Source organism: Helicobacter pylori, assembly GCF_014497725.1.
In the GTDB taxonomy this organism is placed as follows: Bacteria; Campylobacterota; Campylobacteria; order Campylobacterales; family Helicobacteraceae; genus Helicobacter; species Helicobacter pylori_DE.
In genome coordinates this window covers 212,850-232,738 of sequence record NZ_JACTGF010000001.1, presented here as the reverse complement: position 1 = coordinate 232,738, position 19,889 = coordinate 212,850, and the positions used below count along the sequence as shown (strand labels likewise).

General features: G+C 40.2%; 20 protein-coding genes. 7 read left to right on the top strand and 13 right to left on the bottom strand.

Features of this window, described 5'->3' with window-relative positions:
- Nucleotides 1-16: 16 nt before the first annotated feature.
- The 7 genes from putP (at nt 17) to H7N69_RS07830 (ending at nt 8,088) form a co-directional block, all read left to right on the top strand.
- Nucleotides 17-1,507 (top strand): sodium/proline symporter PutP, encoded by a 1,491-nt coding sequence (gene putP / locus H7N69_RS01115; RefSeq protein ID WP_078249656.1) that lies wholly within the window; start codon nt 17-19, stop codon nt 1,505-1,507.
- A gap of 39 nt (nt 1,508-1,546) precedes the next feature.
- Nucleotides 1,547-2,851: a DNA cytosine methyltransferase gene (locus tag H7N69_RS01110; RefSeq protein ID WP_187884472.1), complete on the top strand. Its 1,305-nt coding sequence runs from the start codon at nt 1,547-1,549 to the stop codon at nt 2,849-2,851.
- Nucleotides 2,829-3,521 (top strand): DNA-methyltransferase, encoded by a 693-nt coding sequence (locus H7N69_RS01105; RefSeq protein ID WP_079362099.1) that lies wholly within the window; start codon nt 2,829-2,831, stop codon nt 3,519-3,521. Before H7N69_RS01110 ends, H7N69_RS01105 begins: the two co-directional genes overlap by 23 nt.
- Nucleotides 3,522-3,579: 58 nt before the next feature.
- Nucleotides 3,580-4,572, top strand: a complete 993-nt coding sequence (locus H7N69_RS01100; RefSeq protein WP_187884470.1) for an agmatine deiminase family protein — start codon at nt 3,580-3,582, stop codon at nt 4,570-4,572.
- Complete coding sequence (gene hypF, locus H7N69_RS01095) at nt 4,569-6,821, top strand: carbamoyltransferase HypF (RefSeq protein WP_187884635.1); 2,253 nt, start codon at nt 4,569-4,571, stop codon at nt 6,819-6,821. The genes H7N69_RS01100 and hypF overlap by 4 nt, the downstream gene beginning before the upstream one ends.
- A gap of 2 nt (nt 6,822-6,823) precedes the next feature.
- Complete coding sequence (gene hypE, locus H7N69_RS01090; RefSeq protein ID WP_187884468.1) at nt 6,824-7,822, top strand: hydrogenase expression/formation protein HypE; 999 nt, start codon at nt 6,824-6,826, stop codon at nt 7,820-7,822.
- 119 nt (nt 7,823-7,941) lie between these two features.
- Nucleotides 7,942-8,088 carry a hypothetical protein gene (locus tag H7N69_RS07830; protein WP_232260170.1) on the top strand — a complete coding sequence of 49 codons (147 nt, stop codon included), beginning with the start codon at nt 7,942-7,944 and terminating at the stop codon, nt 8,086-8,088.
- A gap of 50 nt (nt 8,089-8,138) precedes the next feature.
- On the opposite strand, the gene H7N69_RS01085 is transcribed toward H7N69_RS07830, so the two are convergent.
- The 13 genes from H7N69_RS01085 to H7N69_RS01025 all read right to left on the bottom strand — a co-directional run bounded on the left by H7N69_RS01085 (nt 8,139) and on the right by H7N69_RS01025 (nt 19,889).
- On the bottom strand, nt 8,139-9,071 hold the full coding sequence (locus H7N69_RS01085) for a GDP-L-fucose synthase family protein (protein ID WP_187884466.1): 933 nt from the start codon (nt 9,069-9,071) through the stop codon (nt 8,139-8,141).
- Entirely contained in the window at nt 9,064-10,209 is a 1,146-nt protein-coding gene (gmd, locus tag H7N69_RS01080) for a GDP-mannose 4,6-dehydratase (protein ID WP_165533511.1), read from the bottom strand. The genes H7N69_RS01085 and gmd overlap by 8 nt, the downstream gene beginning before the upstream one ends.
- 27 nt (nt 10,210-10,236) lie before the next feature.
- On the bottom strand, nt 10,237-11,649 hold the full coding sequence (locus tag H7N69_RS01075; protein WP_187884464.1) for a mannose-1-phosphate guanylyltransferase/mannose-6-phosphate isomerase: 1,413 nt from the start codon (nt 11,647-11,649) through the stop codon (nt 10,237-10,239).
- A 70-nt stretch (nt 11,650-11,719) separates the two neighbouring features.
- Nucleotides 11,720-12,850, bottom strand: coding sequence for a DNA type IV secretion system protein ComB10 (locus H7N69_RS01070; protein ID WP_187884462.1), 1,131 nt, complete (start codon nt 12,848-12,850; stop codon nt 11,720-11,722).
- Nucleotides 12,843-13,820, bottom strand: a complete 978-nt coding sequence (locus H7N69_RS01065) for a TrbG/VirB9 family P-type conjugative transfer protein (RefSeq protein ID WP_187884460.1) — start codon at nt 13,818-13,820, stop codon at nt 12,843-12,845. Before H7N69_RS01065 ends, H7N69_RS01070 begins: the two co-directional genes overlap by 8 nt.
- On the bottom strand, nt 13,820-14,563 hold the full coding sequence (locus H7N69_RS01060; protein WP_053575645.1) for a VirB8 family type IV secretion system protein: 744 nt from the start codon (nt 14,561-14,563) through the stop codon (nt 13,820-13,822). Before H7N69_RS01060 ends, H7N69_RS01065 begins: the two co-directional genes overlap by 1 nt.
- Nucleotides 14,560-14,673 (bottom strand): hypothetical protein, encoded by a 114-nt coding sequence (locus H7N69_RS01055; protein WP_001217877.1) that lies wholly within the window; start codon nt 14,671-14,673, stop codon nt 14,560-14,562. Before H7N69_RS01055 ends, H7N69_RS01060 begins: the two co-directional genes overlap by 4 nt.
- A gap of 15 nt (nt 14,674-14,688) precedes the next feature.
- Nucleotides 14,689-15,744, bottom strand: a complete 1,056-nt coding sequence (locus tag H7N69_RS01050) for a type IV secretion system protein (protein WP_187884458.1) — start codon at nt 15,742-15,744, stop codon at nt 14,689-14,691.
- A 7-nt stretch (nt 15,745-15,751) separates the two neighbouring features.
- The gene (locus H7N69_RS01045) at nt 15,752-16,747 is read right to left on the bottom strand and encodes a PDZ domain-containing protein (RefSeq protein ID WP_187884456.1); all 996 of its coding nucleotides are present in this window, start codon (nt 16,745-16,747) and stop codon (nt 15,752-15,754) included.
- Nucleotides 16,747-17,040, bottom strand: coding sequence for a YbaB/EbfC family nucleoid-associated protein (locus H7N69_RS01040; RefSeq protein WP_000347915.1), 294 nt, complete (start codon nt 17,038-17,040; stop codon nt 16,747-16,749). The genes H7N69_RS01045 and H7N69_RS01040 overlap by 1 nt, the downstream gene beginning before the upstream one ends.
- A gap of 2 nt (nt 17,041-17,042) precedes the next feature.
- Nucleotides 17,043-17,396 carry an aspartate 1-decarboxylase gene (gene panD / locus H7N69_RS01035; protein ID WP_050853638.1) on the bottom strand — a complete coding sequence of 118 codons (354 nt, stop codon included), beginning with the start codon at nt 17,394-17,396 and terminating at the stop codon, nt 17,043-17,045.
- A complete protein-coding gene (locus H7N69_RS01030; protein ID WP_187884454.1) occupies nt 17,386-19,614 on the bottom strand; it encodes an AAA family ATPase in 2,229 nt (742 codons plus the stop codon). Before H7N69_RS01030 ends, panD begins: the two co-directional genes overlap by 11 nt.
- Nucleotides 19,614-19,889 carry an ATP-dependent Clp protease adaptor ClpS gene (locus H7N69_RS01025; protein ID WP_000781795.1) on the bottom strand — a complete coding sequence of 92 codons (276 nt, stop codon included), beginning with the start codon at nt 19,887-19,889 and terminating at the stop codon, nt 19,614-19,616. The genes H7N69_RS01030 and H7N69_RS01025 overlap by 1 nt, the downstream gene beginning before the upstream one ends.

Genomic DNA, 19,889 nt, shown 5'->3' with positions numbered 1-19,889 from the left:
AAATAAGGAGATCAAAATGGGACATGTTGTTTTAAGCACCCCTATTGTTACGATGTTTATCGTTTATTCGCTGTTAATGCTCTATATTGGTTTTTATTTTTACAAGCAAAATGAAACGACTGAAGATTATTTCTTAGGCGATCGTTCTATGGGCCCTGTGATTAGCGCTTTGAGTGCTGGGGCGAGTGATATGAGCGGGTGGCTTTTAATGGGATTACCGGGAGCTTTATATGTGGGAGGCTTAATCAACTCGCACATCGCCATAGGCTTAAGTTTGGGTGCATTGATTAACTGGGTTTTTGTGGCCAAACGCTTGCGCATTTATACGAGCGTGATCGCTAATTCCATCACCATTTCAGATTATTTTGAAACGCGCTTTAGCGATGACAAACACATCTTGCGCTTGATTTCAGCTTTTGTGATTTTAATCTTTTTTATTTTTTACATTTCTTCAGGGCTAGTGAGTGGGGCTAAACTCTTTGAAGCGACCTTTGGCATCCAATACAACTACGCTTTAAGCATTGGCACGCTGATCATTGTTTCTTACACCTTTTTAGGAGGGTATAAGGCGGTGTGCTGGACGGATTTGATTCAAGGGCTTTTGATGATGAGCGCTTTAATCGTGGTGCCGATCGTTATGATAATCCATCTTGGAGGGATTGGAGAGGGGATTAAAATCATTAGAGAAATCAAGCCTGAAAACCTTTCTTTCTTGCAAGGCTCTAGCGTAGTCGCCATTATTTCAAGTCTCGCTTGGGGGTTAGGCTATTTTGGGCAACCCCATATTTTAGTGCGCTTCATGTCTATCCGCTCCATTAGAGATGTGCCTAAAGCGACCACTATTGGGATTTCTTGGATGGTTATTTCTTTGATTGGGGCGTGCGTTATGGGGCTTTTAGGCGTTGCGTATGTGCATAAATTTGATTTGAGCTTAGAAGACCCTGAAAAGATTTTCATTGTGATGAGTCAATTGCTCTTTAACCCTTGGATCACAGGCATTTTATTGAGCGCGATTTTAGCGGCGGTGATGAGCACGGCCAGTTCGCAACTGCTTGTAAGCTCTTCTACCATTGCTGAAGATTTCTATGCGACGATTTTCAACAAAAACGCCCCCCAAAAACTAGTGATGGTTATTTCTAGACTTTCGGTTTTAGGGGTGGCTTGCATCGCTTTTTTCATTTCAACGGATAGAAACGCTAGCATCCTTAGCATCGTGAGTTACGCATGGGCTGGCTTTGGCGCGAGTTTTGGCTCGGTGATTTTGTTCTCGCTTTTTTGGTCAAGAATGACGCGCATCGGCGCGATTGCTGGCATGCTCTCTGGGGCTAGCACGGTGATTTTATACGATAAATTTGGCAAAAGCTTTTTGGATATTTATGAAATCGTTCCGGGCTTTATTGTGGCGAGCATAGCCATTGTTGTGTTTAGTTTGTTTTCTAGCGTGCGAGCAGGCACTAAAGAGGCTTTTGAAACCATGCTTAAAGAAATTGAGAGCTTGAGGCATTAAGACGCTTCAAATGAGCTTGGTTTAATCCTTAATCCCCCTATGCTCTTTAATCAAACCTTAACCTATATTTCTTTATTTTCTGGGGCAGGAGTGGGGTGCTATGGGCTTTTAGAAGAGGGGTTTGAATGCGTTGCTACCAATGAAATTTTAGAAAAACGCTTGAATATCCAAAGAATCAACAATAAATGCAAATTTGATGAAGGGTATATTTGTGGGGACATTAAAGAGCTAGAGATAAAAGAAAAAATTTTAAAACGAATTGAATTTTATTCTAAAAATTTTGGTAATGATAGGGTTGATTTAGTGGTAGCAACCCCACCTTGTCAAGGCATGAGCGTAGCCAATCATAAAAAGAAAAACGATGAAATCAAACGGAATTCTTTGGTGGTTGAGAGCGTTGATTTGATCAAACAAATCAAGCCCCGATTTTCTATTTTAGAAAATGTCCCTAGTTTTTATAAAACAGGTTGTATAGACAAAAATGATAATTTATTAGAAATAGGATCTATGATAGAGCAAAATTTGAGTGGTGATTATAGGCTCTATGATGAGGTAATCAATTTTAAAAATTTTGGAGCTAATTCAAGCCGAACAAGAACTTTAGTGATAGGGGTTTGTAAAGAGTTTAAAGATTTTACAAGCGCGTTAGAATTTTTTCCTGATTTCAAACAAGAAAAAACCTTAAAAGAAGTGATAGGCTCGTTAAAACCACTTGCTTGGGGCGAGTATGATAGCGCAGATTTTTATCATAGTTTTAGAACTTATCCAAAGCATATGCAAGAATGGATTAAGGATTTAAAAGAAGGACAAAGCACGTTTGAGAATGTCCAAGATGCCATAAGCGATTTAGCCTATCTTTGTTCTAATGAGGGGGCGTTTGAGAGCGATTATTTAAACCCTATCCAATCAAGCTATCAAGCTTTAATGCGAAAAAACAGCCCTAAATTATACAACCACCAAGCCACCAACCACTCCCAAGCCGCTTTAGAGAAATTAAAACTCATCAATAAAGAGCAAGGCAAAGAATGCTTGCCTAAAAACTTGCATGGCAAACAGCAATTCAAAAGCACATGGGGGCGCCTGAATTGGAATAAAATCAGCCCCACCATAGACACACGCTTTGACACTCCCAGTAATGGCACCAACTCCCACCCCGAATTGCACCGCTCTATCACGCCCAGAGAAGCCGCCAGGATACAGAGTTTTAGCGATGATTATATCTTTTATGGCAATAAAACGAGCGTTTGCAAGCAAATCGGTAACGCCGTGCCTCCTCTTCTAGCCCTAGCCTTAGGCAAAGCGATCTTAAAAAGCGCAAGAAATGATACAAATCCATCACGCTGACGCTTTTGAAATCATCAAGGATTTTCACCAGCAAAATTTAAAAGTGGATGCGATCATCACTGATCCTCCTTATAACATTTCGGTTAAAAACAATTTTTCCACCCTAAAGAGCGCTAAAAGGCAAGGCATAGATTTTGGGGAATGGGATAAAAATTTCAAGCTTTTAGAATGGATCGCACGCTACGCCCCCCTAGTCAATCCAAACGGCTGCATGGTGATTTTTTGCTCTTACAGGTTTATAAGCTATATCGCTGATTTTTTAGAAGAAAACGGCTTTATAGTCAAAGACTTTATCCAATGGGTTAAAACTAATCCCATGCCAAGAAACATCCACCGGCGCTATGTCCAAGACACGGAATTTGCCCTGTGGGCGGTTAAAAAGAAAGCCAAGTGGGTGTTTAACAAACCCAAAAATGAAAAATACTTACGGCCTTTGATTTTAAAAAGCCCTGTGGTGAGCGGGATTGAAAAAGTGAAACACCCCACGCAAAAAAGCCTAGCCTTAATGGAAAAAATCATTTCCATCCACACAAACCCTAATGACATCGTGCTGGATCCTTTCATGGGAAGCGGCACCACCGGCTTAGCGTGCAAAAATTTAAAACGAAATTTTATCGGTATAGAATCAGAAAAAGAATATTTTCAAATCGCTAAAAAGCGTTTGAGCTAGCTTTTAAAAACGCTATTTGAATGAGATTGTGTTATAGTTGCTTAAAAGGATATTTTTAATGAAAAGAATGTTAGCGGAGTTTGAAAAAATCCAAGCGATTTTAATGGCGTTCCCCCATGAGTTTGGCGATTGGGCGTATTGTATTGAAGAAGCTAGGGAGAGCTTTTTACACATCATTCAAACCATAGCCCAACACGCTAAAGTGCTAGTGTGCGTCCATACTAACGACACTATCGGTTATGAAACGCTTAAAGACTTACCCGGCGTAGAGATCGCAAGGATTGACACCAACGACACATGGGCTAGGGATTTTGGAGCGATCAGCGTTGAAAATCATGGCGTTTTAGAGTGCTTGGACTTTGGTTTTAATGGCTGGGGGTTAAAATACCCGTCCAATTTAGACAATTTAGTGAATTTCAAGCTCAAACATTTAGGGTTTTTAAAACACCCTTTAAAAACGATGCCCTATATTTTAGAGGGCGGGAGCATAGAAAGCGATGGGGCCGGGAGCGTTTTAACCAACACCCAATGCCTGCTAGAAAAAAATCGTAACCCCCATTTGAATCAAAATGGAATAGAAACCATGCTTAAAAAGGAATTAGGGGCTAAACAAGTGCTGTGGTATTCTTATGGCTATTTAAAAGGCGATGATACGGATAGCCATACCGACACGCTCGCTCGTTTTTTAAATAAAGACACCATTGTTTATAGCGCATGCGAAGATGAAAACGATGAGCATTACACAGCCTTAAAAAAAATGCAAGAAGAATTAAAAACCTTTAAAAAACTAGACGGCACGCCTTATAAACTCATCCCCCTAGAAATCCCTAAAGCCATTTATGATGAAAACCAACAACGCTTGCCGGCAACTTATGTGAATTTTTTATTGTGCAATAACGCTCTGATTGTCCCCACTTACAACGACCCTAATGACGCGCTCATTTTAAAAACCTTAAGACAACACACGCCCTTAGAAGTGATAGGGGTTGATTGTAATACTCTAATCAAACAGCATGGGAGCTTGCATTGTGTAACGATGCAACTTTATTGAATCAAATCACGCTTTTTGGCGTGGTTCAAGGCGTGGGCATGCGCCCTTTTGTTTATATCCTGGCTCAAAAGTTAGGGCTTGTAGGCTTTGCGCGTAACGCCCAAGCGGCTTTAGAAATCGTCTTACCCGCTCACAAAACAGAGTCTTTTTTAAACGCCCTAAAAAAAGGATTGCCCCCTTTAGCGTTGGTGGAAAAAATCGTTATTAGCCCCTATGATAAGGCGCTTCATTTCAATGATTTTAGGATTTTAGAAAGCAAGAACCACCCCTTAAATTTGCTCAGTCAAATCCCTAAAGATTTAGGCGTGTGCAAGGATTGCTTGCGCGAGATTAGAGATAAAAACTCCCCCTATTTTCATTACGCTTTCAATTCTTGCGCGAAGTGCGGGGCAAGATACAGCCTTTTAAACGCCCTACCCTATGACAGAGAAAACTCCGCCTTAAAACCTTTCAAGCTCTGCAAATTTTGCGCATCCGTTTATAAAGACGCTCATAACAAACGATTCCACATTCAAGGCATCAGCTGCAAAAAGTGCGGTATCGCGCTCAATTATAAGCGATTCAAAAATGATGACGCTCTTTTAGAATGCGCTAAAGACATTCAAAAGGGTAAAATCATCGCTCTTAAAGGTTTGGGAGGCTTTGCTCTCTTGTGCGATGCGAGGAATTTTCAAACCATAGAAAGATTACGGCTTTTAAAAAAACGCCCCCTAAAGCCTTTCGCGCTCATGTTTAAAGACTTAAAATCAGCCAAGCAGCATGCGTTTTTGAACGCATTAGAATGCGAAAGCTTGAGTTCAATAAGTGCCCCCATTCTTTTAGCGCGTAAAAAACCTAATGTAAAATTAGCCCCCAATATCGCTAAAAACTCCCCCTTTTATGGCGTCATTTTGCCCTATACCCCTTTGCATGCTTTATTGCTGGATTTATTGGATTCCCCTATCATATTCACGAGCGCGAATTTCAGCTCCCTCCCTTTAGCGAGCGATGAAGCTGAGATTGACGCCTTGAGTTTCATTTTTGATTTTAAACTCACGCACAATCGCGCCATCATTCACAGGATTGATGATAGCATCGTGCAGCGCGTGGATAATGCGATTCGCCCCATGCGTTTGGCTAGGGGGTTTGCCCCCCTTTACCTCACTTTACCCAAACGCTCTAACCATCCGCAAAAAAAGATTTTAGCGCTTGGAGCGGAGCAAAAAGGGCATTTTAGCTTACTGGATAGCGAGACTTCCGTTCTTTTGCTCTCGCCTTTTTGTGGGGATTTGAGCGTTTTAGAAAATGAAAAACACTTTAAAGAAACTTTGAATTTTTTCTTAAAAACCTATGATTTCAAGCCCACGCCCTTAGCTTGCGACAAGCATCAAAACTACACCACCACTAAAATGGCTTTTGAGTTTAATACGCCCTTGTTGCAAGTCCAGCACCACCATGCCCACTTTTTAGCGAGCGTTTTAGACGCATTGTTACAAGACCCGCATTTAAATCACCCCTTTATAGGTATTGTTTGGGACGGGAGTGGGGCTTATGAAAATAAGATTTATGGGGCGGAGTGTTTTGTGGGGGATTTGGAACGCATTGAAGAGGTGGCCAGGTTTGAAGAATTTTGGCTTTTAGGAGGGCAAAAAGCGATCAAAGAGCCTAAACGCTTGGTTTTAGAAATCGCCTTAAAACACCAACTCAACAAGCTTTTAAAGTGCATTCAAAAGCATTTTAAAGAAGACGAATTAGAAATTTTCCAACAAATGCATGACAAAAAAATTCAAAGCGTCGCTACCAATTCCATAGGGCGTTTGTTTGATATAGTAGCGTTTAGTTTGGATCTAGTGGGAACGATTAGCTTTGAAGCCGAGAGCGGACAGGTTTTAGAAAATCTGGCCTTACAAAGCGATGAGATCGCTTTTTACCCTTTTGAAATCAAAAACAGCGTGGTGCGTTTGAAAGCATTTTATCAAGCGTTTGAAAAGGATTTGGGCGTTTTAGAACCCAAACGCATCGCCAAGAAATTTTTTAACAGCCTAGTAGAAATCATTACCGCTTTAATCGCGCCTTTTAAAGAGCATGTGGTGGTGTGCAGTGGGGGCGTGTTTTGCAACCAATTGTTGTGCGAACAATTAGCCAAACGATTGAGGGGGCTAAAGAGGGAGTATTTTTTCCACAAGCATTTCCCCCCTAATGACAGCAGTATCCCTGTCGGTCAGGCCTTAATGGCGTATTTCAACCCTACAATCATCAAAAAAGGATAAAAATGGATAGCGTAACTCTAGCATGCGGGAATGGGGGGAAAGAAACAAACGCTTTAATTGAGCGAGTCTTTATGCCCTATTTGAAAGAATTTATCGTTGCGTTTGATGAAGACGCCCCTAAATTTAAGGCTAGTGGGGAATATTGCGTAAGCACGGATAGTTTTGTCATCACGCCCTTAATTTTTAATGGGGGCGATATAGGCAAGCTTTGCGTTTGCGGGAGCGCGAATGACGTGAGCGTGCAAGGGGGCGAACCTTTGTATTTGAATATGGGTTTTATTTTAGAAGAAGGCTTAGAAATCCCTCTTTTAAAACAAATTTTACAATCCATACAAAAAGAATTGTTTAAAGCCAACTTAAAACTCCTCTCCCTAGACACTAAAGTCGTGCCAAAGGGGAGCGTGGATAAGCTTTTTATCAATACAACCTGTATTGGTAAAATCATCAAGCCAGGGATTTCTTCGCGCCATTTAAAACAAGGCCAAGCCATTATCATAAGCGACACTATCGCCAATCATGGGGCAAGCCTGTTTGCGATGCGTAATGAAATCAAACTTAAAACCAATTTGCAAAGCGATTGCCAACTGCTCTATCCCTTATTAAAACCCCTATTTTTAAGCGATCTCAAAATTCATGCTTTAAGAGATGCGACTAGGGGCGGGTTAGCGAGTGTGCTGAACGAATGGGCAAATAGTTCAAAAGTGAAAATCGTTATAGAAGAAGAAAAAATCCCTTTAAAAGAAGAAACTAAAGGGATTTGCGAGATTTTAGGGCTAGAACCCTACACGCTAGCCAATGAGGGGGTGTTTGTTTTAGCGCTCAATCAAAAAGACGCCCCTAAAGCCTTAGAAATTTTAAAAAGTAATGAGAAAGCCAAAAACGCTTGCTTGATTGGCAAAGTGTTTGAAAACCCTTATCCTAGCGTGGTTTTAAAGAACGCATGGGGTTTTGAAAGGATTTTAGAGGTGCCAGAGGGCGAATTGTTGCCTAGGATTTGTTAAAGCTAAAGCACTTTTTAAAACCTCTCTACCCTCTAAAAATTTTTACTTAAGCCAAGTCTAAGTCTACTATACTCTATTTGAGAAAACTTACAACAAAAGGGTTTTATGGGGGTTTTATGGTGGGTGTTACAAAAAAAGCGGGCTTGATATTGATGATAAAAAAGCACTTGAAATTGAGAGCGAAGCCGCACACCAAACCCCTTTTAATGGCTCAAAGTTTGTTTGAAGCTAAAACGATCACAATATTGCAACTACTACTAACCTGACGCTTAATAGCGGAGCGTTTTTATAGCTCTATAAGAGCCTTGATTTTAGATCAAACCTCTAAAAGCTTCAAATAATACTCATAAGCTTCTTTGATGCCCTGCTCTAAAGGGATTTCTAATTCCCATTTTAAAGCCTTTTGTTTGGAAATATCCATAAGCTTTTGCTGCATGCCCACTGGTTTGGATAAGTCTTTCACAAACACGCCCTTATAATCTAAAACCTGAGCAACTTTTTCGTAATACTCTTCAATGCTGTAATCCACGCCAGAGCCGACATTCATCACGCTAGGGATTGAAGCGATATTCTCATAAGCGAGAGCGATGAATCTCGCTAAATCTTTAGCGTTTAGATACTCTCTTCTGGCCGTGCCATCGCCCCACATCGCAAAATTTTTTTCATTTTTTAATTTAGCGGTGTGCATCCTAGCAATAAGCCCTGGTATCATGTGCGCTATCTTTTCTTCAAACTTGTCAAACTCGCCATAAAGGTTGCAAGGCACTAGAGTTTTATAAAAAACGCCCTTTTCAGCGCTCACGTATTCGCAATACTTCATCACAGAAAGTTTGGCTAAAGCGTAGCCCTCATTCGTTGGCTCTAAAGAGCCGTTCAATAAATCGCTCTCTTTTAAAGGGTTAGGGGCGTATTTAGGATAAGCGCAAGAGCTCGCCAGATTAATGGCTTTTTTCACGCCCAAATCTAGAGCGCTAGAAAAGAGGTACAAGCCCATTAATAAATTCTCAACCATGTAAGTTGAAAGATCGTTCATGTTAGCGACAATGCCCCCCACTCTCCCGGCGCAATGGATGATGCCTGTAGGCTTGTATTCTTTCAAATAAGCTTGAATATTGTCTTTATCCAGTAAATACAATTCGCTCTTTTTAGGGGTGAGTAGAGTAACATCAGGCTTATTTTTTTTAAAATACAACGCCGTGTTCTGCCCCACCATGCCATAGGCACCGGTGATTAAAATAATCTCATTCATAAAAATTCCTTAAAATATAACCCCCATCTTGCAAGTAAAGGTTTTTCTGGCATTCTTTTAAATCGTATTCTAACATGTCCTTAACCAACTCTTTTAAATCGTATTCCCTAACCCAGCCTAGCTCTTTTTCTGCCTTAGTGGGATCGCCTAAGAGTAAATCCACTTCAGTAGGCCTGAAATAACGCTCGTCTATGCGCACCACGATTTGGCCTGTTTTTAAATGGCTTAAGTTTAAGTTTAAAGCGTTCGCTCTTTTTTCATCAACGCTTTTAATCAAACCGATTTCTTTAATCCCTGTATTTTGAAATTCTAGATCAATACCGATAAATTCAAAGCTCATTTTCACAAAATCGCGCACGCTTGTGGTCTTTCCTGTGGCGATCACATAATCTTGTGGAGTGGGCGCTTGGAGCATTAAATGCATCATTTTCACATAGTCTTTGGCATGCCCCCAATCTCTTTTAGCGTCTAAATTCCCTAAATACAAGCAATCCGTTAAGTTATACGCTATCGCGCTAGCGGCTCGTGTGATTTTGCGGGTTACAAAAGTTTCGCCCCTTACCCTACTCTCATGGTTAAAAAGAATGCCATTAACCGCAAACAAATTATAGGCCTCTCTGTAATTTTTGGTGATGTAAAAGGCATACATTTTAGCGACCGCATAGGGGCTTCGTGGGTTAAAGGGGGTGTTTTCATTTTGTGGGGTTTCTAAGACTTCGCCATACAATTCGCTCGTGCTGGCTTGATAAAATCGTGTTTTCTTTTCTAATCCTAAAATCCGCATGGCTTCTAAAATCCTTAGCGTGCCAATACCATCAGCGTTAGCGGTGTATTCGGGGGTTTCAAAAGAGACTTTCACATGGCTTTGAGCGGCTAGATTATAAATCTCTGTAGGCTTAGTGGTAGCGATTAAATGGATGAGGTTAGAGCTATCGGTCATATCCCCATAATGTAAGAAAAAACGCCTTTTATGATCGCTGTGCAAATCTTCATACAGATGATCGATCCTAGAAGTGTTGATGCTAGAAGAGCGCCTTTTTAACCCATGCACTTCATAACCTAAATTGAGCAAGTATTCAGCCAGATAGCTCCCGTCTTGCCCGGTAACCCCAGTGATCAAAGCGATTTTTTCTTTCATTATTTTTCCTTTATTAAATTTTCTTTATTAGGCGTTTTGATTCTGCCTGTTAAAATCGTCATCAATTCTTACAATATCGTCTTCGCCGACATACTCGCCCACTTGAACTTCTATGATGATTAAAGGGATTTTGCCGTAATTAGCCAGGCGGTGTAAGGTGTTTTTAGGGATATAAGTGGACTCATTAGCTTGCAATTCAAACATTTTATGATCCAACTCCACGCTTGCCATCCCGCTAATCACCACCCAGTGTTCGCTCCTGTGGAAATGTTTTTGCAAAGAAAGCCTTGCGTTAGGTTTGACTTCTAAAATCTTAACCTTGTAACAACCGCTCTCATGCAAGACTTCATAACTCCCCCAAGGGCGATACACTTTAGTGTGCGTTTGCAACAATTCCTGGTTGTGTGTTTCTATCTCGCTCACTAGGGCTTTTAAATCCTTAGCCTTGTCTTTATGAGCGACTAAAAGAGCGTCTTTAGTGTCAATGACCGCTAAATCCTCAACGCCTAAAAGAGCGCTCACTTTATGAGAAAACACTAAATTATTCTCGCTCTCTTTGGCAAAAACAGGCGTTTGATTCAAGCTGACATTTTCTTTAGGCTCGTTAGCCGCTTCTTCAAAAAGAGCGTTAAAATTCCCTAAATCGCTCCACTTGGCGTTTAATCCTACCATTTTGATTTTGTGGCTTTGCTGCATTAAGGCTATATCAATACTCACGTCTTCTAAATCTTGCATGCTTTTTTCGCTCAAGCGTGTGATCTTTTGTTCAAAAAAATGCGTGTTTTCTAACATTTCAAACGCTCTTTCGCACCCCTTTAAAATAGTAGGGGCATGCTTTTTTAGTTCGTCTAAAAAAACGCCCGCTTGGAAAACAAACATGCCGCTATTGAAATAAAACCCCCCGCTTTTTTGAAACTCTATCGCTTTTTCTAGGCTTGGCTTTTCAATGAATCGCTTCACATCTAAACCATTAGGGCTTTCAATATACCCAAACTCCGTGTTGGGCTTGTCAATACTCACCCCAAAAGTGATTAAAAAGCCTTTTTGGGCTAAATTAATCGCTTTTTTTATCGCATTTTCATACGCTTGAAAATCTTTAATCAAATGATCGCTTGGCGTAACGATGAGTAAATCTTCCCTCTCGCTCATTAAAGCGCTCAAAGCAATGGCGTTAGCGGTGTTTTTACTCAAGCTCTCTAATAAAAAACCCACGCTTTTGTTTTTAATTTCATTCTCTATTTCTTCTAGGGCTAAAAAATAATGCTTTTCATTGCACACAATGAGCGTTTCATCTACTAAGGAAGCGTTTCTTTTAAAACTCAATTCAAACAAGCTTTTATGGTCAAAAAGCTTTAAAAATTGCTTAGGGTATAGGCTACGGCTTAAAGGCCATAAGCGCTTGCCGCTCCCCCCACTCAGTAAGATATTTTTAATTTTCATGGGTTTTCTTGTTAGGCTCTCTTTTGTTTTTTAGGGTTATTATAGCGTTTTTAATTGGGCATTTTTTAAGTCACTTCAAAAACTCAGCGATGACTTCATTCTCTCTGGGTATAGGGAAGAAGATGTCAGTATTGGGCGAAATGAATACCCTACTCCCCTCTCTAATCACCACAATGGGAGCGATCTTGCTCTTGTCTCTTAAAATTTGATTGACCACTTGATTGATCCCCATGCCGCTTTGCCTCATCAATTGCAATAAAAGGTAATCCCCAAAGAAATTGGTGGCTCCTTCTTTATTGCCTCTGTTGTTTAAAGCCGAAGTGATCCCAATCAACAAGCCGTTAGTGAGCGTAGAAAGCAGTAACGGCACGCCATAGCGTTGGAAATTCCTTTCAATCAATTCCCCCACTAAGCCGTTATAGCCTTTAATATCCGCCCCTTTAGCGTTAGTGAGCATGATATTAATGCCATGGGGAGTGATGATTCGACTCCATACAATATCCAAGCGGTATTCGCCCATTTTGTTATTGTTGCTGTAATAGCCTATGACTTTAGAGCCTTTAGGGATTAAAACAGCTTTGCCCATGTGAGCGAAAATATCGCTCTCCACTTGCGCAATCACTTTACCAGCGATCTGGCTAGAAATGGGCGTGATCAAAAAGGCGGGTATCATTTTGTCAGCCGTAATGGTGCGTAAAAGCTTGTTTTCATTGGTAGCAATGTCTTTTTCTTTAAGGTTAGTGAAACCATCAATGCCATTAGGGTTATCCACAGGGAAAATCAAGTTCTCTTCGTAATTTTTAGGGCTTTGTTTGAAAGGGGTGATGCGAGCGGCTAATAAATCTAATTGCTTTAGAGAAAAGTCTTTTTTAGGGGGGGTTGTTTTTGGATCTATGGGAGGGCTAGTAAAAGTCTCTTCTTTAGAATAATTCATTTCTTTGGAGTTTAGGGCTTTTAAAGCGGCTTTGAGCTGTTCTTGTAAGGCTTTGATGGTAGCGTCTTTGGAGCTTTCTGTGTTAGTTGGCTGTGGGTTTTGAGTGAAGGTGTAGTCCTGTAAGGGGTATTTCACCTCATCGTCATTCAAAAGGCTAGGTTGGTTATTTAAGGGGGCTTTTGGCTTTTGATGATAGATTAAAGAAATGGTTGTAATCGTTGCAAAACCCCCTGCAACAATCAACGCCCCCTTAAGCCACTTATTCATCTTTAGCCCTTTTGACAAAACGGATACACAAATAGTCCTTACCCAGCCTTAAAGTCCATTTAGCCGAAACGTCTTCAGCGATAATGTAATCGCCCACAATCCTAGTATTCACCGGGTTATCATAGCCATCAACGACTTTATAAATCACCGGGAATTTAGAGAGCGCTAATTTTTTGTCAAATTTGAAATAAGTGAATTGCTTGTCGTTAAAAATTTCTTTAGGCATCAAAGAGAGTTTGGATTTTTTAGAACAAGCCCATAAACAATACCATTTCCTTTGAGAGCTTTTTAAAGCCCTATAACCTTTTTGAATGTCTTTTTTAACGATTTTCATCGCATTGGTGTTATCGCCAATAGTTATAGTCTCTTCTTCTTTTTCTTTGGTTTCTTCTTTTTCTTCTTTTAAGGGTTTGTTGTTTGTGGGGGCATCTTTAGGGGCATTTTCAGCCATATTTTCTTTTTGGGGCTTGATAAAAGCGTTAGAATAATAATTTTTATCCTCTATGAAAACCTGTAAATTAGGGTGTTTGGAGCTGGTGAAAGTGGTAGAAAACACATAGAAAGAAAAAATCTTACCCTCATTATCAATCACGCTGATATTAGAATCCACGCCAATTTGTAGGGGTTTGATGAGCAAAATGCGATCGTTACTTTCTAAGATTTTCGCATCAAATCCCACCTTATCCCCTAAAACAAAATCGCTAATGGGTTTTGAAAAAAACAATAAGGTCGCCATCGCATAACGCAAGCGGATTTTATAGGTTTGCCCCTGAAAGTAATCAATGTTCAAAGTGTTGGACATTTTGGAGCGGTTTTTATCAAAAAAGCTCCCTTGAATGGCGTTTAAATCCTGCATGGGGTGATTTAAATGCGCCGGGGCTGTTTCGTTCGCTTCTTCTAAAAAATCATCGGCTTTTAAAACGCTAAAAGCCAACAAAAAGCCCATGAGAGCGTATAAAAATTTCCGCATCAATCATTCCTATTAGTCGGCGCGATTTCAGTGATGCTGTAGCGAGTGATTTTAAAGCCGGTAGGGTTTTTAGGCATGGAAGCGTAATCAAAATCCGGAGTGTCAAACAAATAGCTCAATACGATTTTATAACGCTTTTCATACACCAGCTTGTTTTCGTTCGTTAGTTTAGCCGCAATGGAAACGCTCGCAATGGGGTTATTGTCTTGCTGATAGATCGCAATATTGACGATATGAACTTCTCTTTCCAAATGGCTTTGCGCATAGATGCTGTTTTGGGTTTTAATCAAATCTTCAAAGCGTTGCCACACCTTAGAACTGCTTTGCAAGCGCACCAATTCATAGCGCGATTTATCGTCAATGCGATTAATACTCTCTCGGTTTAACACATACGCCCCAATGAGCGAACGAGCCAACGCTTCATTACTGGAAATGCTTTTATCCGCTCTTTGGATAATGGCGTAATGCTTGTCCTGGTTTAAAAAATCCACGAAATGGTGTTCGGTTTTTTGTAAGGGTAGAAGACTGATTAACACGATCGCTAAAACAAGAGCGATAAAACTCATCAAGCCTAAGAGTTTATAAGCGATTTTCAAGCGGTTTCTCTCCAATCTAAACACGCTTTGCATGTCCAAATCATTCACCGAAAAACCAGAAAGCTTGTTTTCTAAATGCTTTTCTTGGTGGCTTAAAAGCTCTTCTAAATAGATCAACTGCTCGCTGTTGAAAGGCTTTTCTCTCATGCGAGATTTAACCTGTTTTCATACAAGGTGCAAGGGCTTTTCTTCATCTCATGCACCTTACTGGTGCAACCAAACAACACAAGTCCCATAATAACAAAAAAAATCCTCATTAAATTCCTATTTATTTAAATTTCATTTTTTGTATCTATTGTATCCTTTTTAACCTTTTTTTGCTTGAAATTTGGAATTTTTACATCTAATTGAGTGGTTTCTACCTTGAATGTGGGGGAATGCGTTTCCTTTTCTTTAGAAACGCTACCGCTTGTAGAAGGAGAAACGCTAGAAAGAGTGGGCGAGGTCGTGGTATATTGTAAAGATTGCAAAGCGCTTTGAGTGAGATTAGCGCTCAAATTGGTGGCGAGTTTGTAAGTTTCTTTAAGGCTGTTTTGCACCCTAAACAAAGCGTTGATGAAAAAAGGCACGCCTATGATAAAAACGCAACACAAAAATAACGCTACCACCAATAAAAGGCTTAAGTCTTGTTTTTCTTGCATGCTAGCGTCTATTAACGCCTTAGTAACCGACACGTTCAAAAACCCCACCAACAACAAAAAAGGCTTGTAAAACCCAAGAGCGAAGCATTTTTTTAGGCATATAATTACAACGCTCCTCCAGGTTTTAAAAAACCCAAACGCTAAAAACAGCGCCCCTAAAGAGCACCACACATGCACTTCCAAATACACTAAAATGATAATTGCAAACAGCACGCTCAAAAAAAGCGCTTGCAAGATGCTTAAAAAAAGCCACACGGACATTTCATTATGGCTCAAATCGCTGATGAAGCTAAGGGCATAAAAACCATGATTAAAGATAAAATCTAAAGAAAGCGCGTGGTTAGAAAAGTTACTCAAGCTTTGAGAGAGGCTTTGCACGATCATGTTAGGCGCAATAAAAATAGCGTTTTGAAACAATTCATAAAAGCGCGAAGGGTTTTTCAAAGCATAGTTAAACAGCGCGAAAAACCCCACAAATAATAACGCTTCTAAAAGCGCGCTAGCGCTGAAGAAATTCTGTTCTTTCAAACTCCTATAAGCAAAGAGCATGAACGCCAAAGCGACCACGCTATTAAACACCAATTGCGCATGCAAGGTGTAGAGGAAAAATTCAGCGAAACGCCCTAAAATCGCCGTGAGAGGCGTGATAAACCAAGAAAGAATGATTTCATAAGCGTCATGTTTCATCAATGTTTCAACGGACTTTAATGTAAAATTCAAAGCCTTTACGCCAGACTAATAATTCAATTTTAGGCGCGCTCAACGCTTCCCTTAAAGCCTTCGGGCTGAACGAAACGCTTTTATGATTCACCCATAAAATCCTATCCCCAAGCTTTAAAAAATCCAAGCCTTTGGGCAAATGAGCGCCTATTTTAGTGATGATAAAACGCTCGTCTAAAGCGATGCCATAGCGCTCTAAAAAAGTGTCTTTGAGTAAAAACCCCCCATAACGCTTATTGACTTTAAGCGTTACTTCTTTGATTTTGTGGTTTCGTTTGATTTTCACTTTTACAAGGCTTTGGTATTTAAGGTTACTCACCACCCATTCAAACTCCGCTAACGAGCGGATCTTGTAATCATTGATCGCTAGGATTTCATCGTTTTTTAAAAAAGGGTTTTTAGGGAAAAAGGGATCGAATTGCGCTACCACTAAACGCTTATGATGTTCTTCTAAACGCACCCCAATATCCCCATAATAAGGCTCTTGCTGGTTTAAAAAGCGCTTGATGAATTTCGTTTCTATAAAGCCGTTCCCCCCTACCCCTAGCCCTAGCATTTGATAGCAAATATTGCTGATAACGCCATTTTTTTGAATCTTTTGTGAAATTTGAGCGTAGCGGTCATAGCCTTTTTGCCCCACTAATAATCGCGCTTCTAGGGCTTCTTTATCCCCTATGCTAGCCATTGGTCTTATAAGGGCGTCTTTGTCTAAATCCCTTAAGGTATAAACATACTCGCTTGGCGCGCTTTGTAACAAATACAACCCTACAAAAGGATCGGATTTGATGACTTTGGCGTGTTTAGGGTAGGTTTTGGAATAATACAAATACACGCCTTTAGGCAATTCTTTTAAAGCCACGCCTCCTTTTTGAAGGCTCGCTTTTTTAAAAAACGCCTGACAATGCTTGAAATCATAAGCCCCTAAGCCATTCAAAAAAAACCATAGAACAATAAAGGCTTTGTGAAACATCACAATTTAGCAAAATTCCCCAACATGTTAAAGGCTAAATTCTTTCGGTTTTCTTCTACGGCTTTATACCCGTCATTCAAAGCGCTCATCAAATAGATTTGCATCGCTTCTTTATCTTCTAACAGGCTGTCATCAATTTGCAAATCCACTAATTCCCCCAACCCATTAAAACTCACGCTCACCATTCCCCCACCGCTTTTGGAAGTGTGGATCGTGTCTTTATTCTTTTCTTCTAGTTGGGAAAACTCTTTTTTCATGCCGTCTAATAACCCGCCCAATTGACTAAAATCCATCTCTAACCCTTTTGTAAAATTTCATTCTTTTCATCCACTAGCACGATGCATGGCTTGTGCGCGTTGATTTCATCTTCATTCATGCTCGCATAAGCCAAAATGATCACCACATCGCCTATGGCCACCTTTCTGGCTGCTGCGCCATTGACGCAAATTTCGCCCCTTTTTTTCCCTAAAATCACATAGGTGCTGAAGCGTTCGCCGTTATTGACATCCACGATTTCTACCTTCATGCCCTCTCTAAGCTTGGCGAACTTGGCCAAATCCTCATCTATGGTGATCGATCCTACATAATTGAGGTTAGCGTCTGTGATGGTGGCCCTATGGATTTTACTATAAAGCATTTCAAAAGTCATTTTCTTTCACCTTTTGCGCGCGCTTGATTTCTTTCAAAACCAATTGGTTTTTTTCTAGCAAGCAAACAATCTTACAAGGTTTTTTAAACGATTGCAAGAGCAGTAGATCGCTTAATGGGGTCTTGATCTCATTGTGAATGATTTTTTTAATTTCCCTCGCTCCTAAAGTCGTTTGGTAGCTTTTTTGCGCGATGAATTTCAAAACTTCTTTATGGAATTTTAAGGCTATGTCTTGCTCTAGCACTAGGGCTTTTAATTTGTCTAATTCCACAGAAACAATGCGTTCAAAATCCTCCAAACCAAGCGCGTTAAACGGCACAATCGCATCAATTCTAGATCGTAATTCAGGGGTCAAAAGCTCTTTAACGGCTTTATCATACTTGGTGTTTTTAGCGCTAAAAAACCCTAGCGCATCTTTATCCTTACTCCCCACATTTGAAGTCATGATCAAAATCACATGCTTAAAACTCGCCTGATTGCCTAAATTATCGCTCAAAGTAGCGTTATCCATCACTTGCAACAACAAATCATACACATTAGAATGGGCTTTTTCTATTTCATCTAAAAGCAGCAAGCAATGCGGGTGTTTTTTAATCGCATTCACCAATAACCCCCCTTGCTCAAACCCCACATAACCGCTAGGACTCCCAATAAGCTTGGCCACGCTATGGGCTTCTTTGTATTCGCTCATGTCAAAGCGTTCAAAATGCAAATTCAAATTCAAGGCCAATTCTTTAGCCAACTCTGTTTTCCCCACCCCACTAGGCCCCACGAATAAAAAGCTCCCCACAGGCTTATTTTTCGCAGAAAGCCCGCAATGCTGGATTTTAATCGCATTGCTGACAAGACTAACCGCTTCTGCTTGGGCGAAAATCTTATTTTTAAGCGATTTTTCTAAATTCCTTAAAAGGGCTTTTTTATCGCTGCTCAAACGCATTTTAGGGATTTTAAGTTTTATAGCGAGCGTTTCTTTCACATCATCAACGCTGATTTTTTTGCCCTTTTTAGGGCTGATTTTTTTCCTCGATCCCACCTCATCTAATAATTCAATCGCTTTATCCGGCAAGAATCTATCATGCATGTAATAACTCGTTAAATCCACGCATGCCTTAAACACGCCCTCATCATAACGCACCTGGTGGTGTTCTTCATAAAGAGGAGCGATCTTTTTTAAGATCAAATAACACGCCTCTTTAGAAGGCTCTTCAACCTTTATGACTGAAAAACGCCTGTTGAAAGCCTTGTCTTTTTCAAACACGCTGCGGTATTCTTCAAAAGTGGTCGCTCCTAAACATTTCAAGCTCCCATCCGTTAGGACCGGTTTTAATATATTCGCCGCATCTAAGCTCCCAGCGTTACTGCTCCCTGCACCTAAAAGGGTGTGGATTTCATCAATGAATAAAATGATGCGGCCGTTTTCTTGGATTTCTTTGAGCGTTCTTTTCAAGCGTTTTTCAAAATCCCCTCTGTATTTTGCCCCAGCCACCATTAAAGCTAAATCCAAAGAATAGACTTCATATTCTTGCAAAAACTCCGGCACCTCTTTTTGAGCGATTTTTAAAGCCAAAGCTTCAGCGATGGAGGTTTTCCCTACGCCCGCTTCGCCAATTAAAAGCGGGTTATTCTTTTTTCTGCGCCCTAAAATTTCTATCACTCTTAAAATCTCTTCTTCTCTGCCAATGACTGGATCTAAAGCGTTATCTTGGGCTAAAGCGCTCAAATTCTTAGTGTATTTTTTTAAAGGAGTGTTTTTGGGTGCTTCTTCATTATTAATGTCATTATCATTAATATCATTAGGGTTATCAAAATCCAATAAAGCGGACTTGAAATACGAACGAGTGATGCCAAAACTATCCAGGAGTTTTGAAGCGTAACAATCATCGTATTCTAAAATGAAAATAAGCAATTCTTCCACGCCCACGCTATCCAAGTAACTCGCATACATTTTTTTAAACACTCTTGCTAATACGGGACTCCTGTCTGGTACTTTGGTTGGATCGTTTTTTAAAGGAATATATTGTTGCAAGTAGTCTTTAAGGATTTGCTCCATTTTATGGTAGTTATCTTCTTCTAAAGCATTAAAAATCCTTATTCCAATCCCATGCTCTAAAACGGCTAACAGCACATGCTCTGTGGTGCAAAGGACATGGTTAAAATCTAGGGCTAAATCTAAAGCATGAGATAAAACTTCATTCAAATCTTTATTGAATTTGTCCATTATTTTACCTCTTGCACCATTAATCTTAAAGGGAATCTTAACGCTCTGGCTTTGTCCCTCACGCATACCGCCTTATATATGGCGATTTCATAAGGATAAACGCCACAAACCCCATCGCCATCACGATGGATGCTTAGCATGAGTTTTTGAGCTTCTTCTAAAGGCTTGTCAAAAAAATCCCTTAAAGCAGAAACCATAAATTCCGCTGTCGTAATGGAGTCATTAAGCATGATCACTTGCGACATGGTGGGGGTGGGTATTTGATGCATTTTCAT

Coding starts and splice junctions, on each gene's coding strand:
- putP (WP_078249656.1), top strand. CDS start 17: ATGGGACATGTTGTTTTAAGCACCCCTATTGTTACGATGTTTATCGTT.
- H7N69_RS01110 (WP_187884472.1), top strand. CDS start 1,547: ATGCTCTTTAATCAAACCTTAACCTATATTTCTTTATTTTCTGGGGCA.
- H7N69_RS01105 (WP_079362099.1), top strand. CDS start 2,829: ATGATACAAATCCATCACGCTGACGCTTTTGAAATCATCAAGGATTTT.
- H7N69_RS01100 (WP_187884470.1), top strand. CDS start 3,580: ATGAAAAGAATGTTAGCGGAGTTTGAAAAAATCCAAGCGATTTTAATG.
- hypE (WP_187884468.1), top strand. CDS start 6,824: ATGGATAGCGTAACTCTAGCATGCGGGAATGGGGGGAAAGAAACAAAC.
- H7N69_RS01085 (WP_187884466.1), bottom strand. CDS start 9,071: ATGAATGAGATTATTTTAATCACCGGTGCCTATGGCATGGTGGGGCAG.
- gmd (WP_165533511.1), bottom strand. CDS start 10,209: ATGAAAGAAAAAATCGCTTTGATCACTGGGGTTACCGGGCAAGACGGG.
- H7N69_RS01075 (WP_187884464.1), bottom strand. CDS start 11,649: ATGAAAATTAAAAATATCTTACTGAGTGGGGGGAGCGGCAAGCGCTTA.
- H7N69_RS01070 (WP_187884462.1), bottom strand. CDS start 12,850: ATGAATAAGTGGCTTAAGGGGGCGTTGATTGTTGCAGGGGGTTTTGCA.
- H7N69_RS01065 (WP_187884460.1), bottom strand. CDS start 13,820: ATGCGGAAATTTTTATACGCTCTCATGGGCTTTTTGTTGGCTTTTAGC.
- H7N69_RS01060 (WP_053575645.1), bottom strand. CDS start 14,563: ATGAGAGAAAAGCCTTTCAACAGCGAGCAGTTGATCTATTTAGAAGAG.
- H7N69_RS01055 (WP_001217877.1), bottom strand. CDS start 14,673: ATGAGGATTTTTTTTGTTATTATGGGACTTGTGTTGTTTGGTTGCACC.
- H7N69_RS01050 (WP_187884458.1), bottom strand. CDS start 15,744: ATGAAACATGACGCTTATGAAATCATTCTTTCTTGGTTTATCACGCCT.
- H7N69_RS01045 (WP_187884456.1), bottom strand. CDS start 16,747: ATGTTTCACAAAGCCTTTATTGTTCTATGGTTTTTTTTGAATGGCTTA.
- H7N69_RS01040 (WP_000347915.1), bottom strand. CDS start 17,040: ATGGATTTTAGTCAATTGGGCGGGTTATTAGACGGCATGAAAAAAGAG.
- panD (WP_050853638.1), bottom strand. CDS start 17,396: ATGACTTTTGAAATGCTTTATAGTAAAATCCATAGGGCCACCATCACA.
- H7N69_RS01030 (WP_187884454.1), bottom strand. CDS start 19,614: ATGGACAAATTCAATAAAGATTTGAATGAAGTTTTATCTCATGCTTTA.
- H7N69_RS01025 (WP_000781795.1), bottom strand. CDS start 19,889: ATGAAAATGCATCAAATACCCACCCCCACCATGTCGCAAGTGATCATG.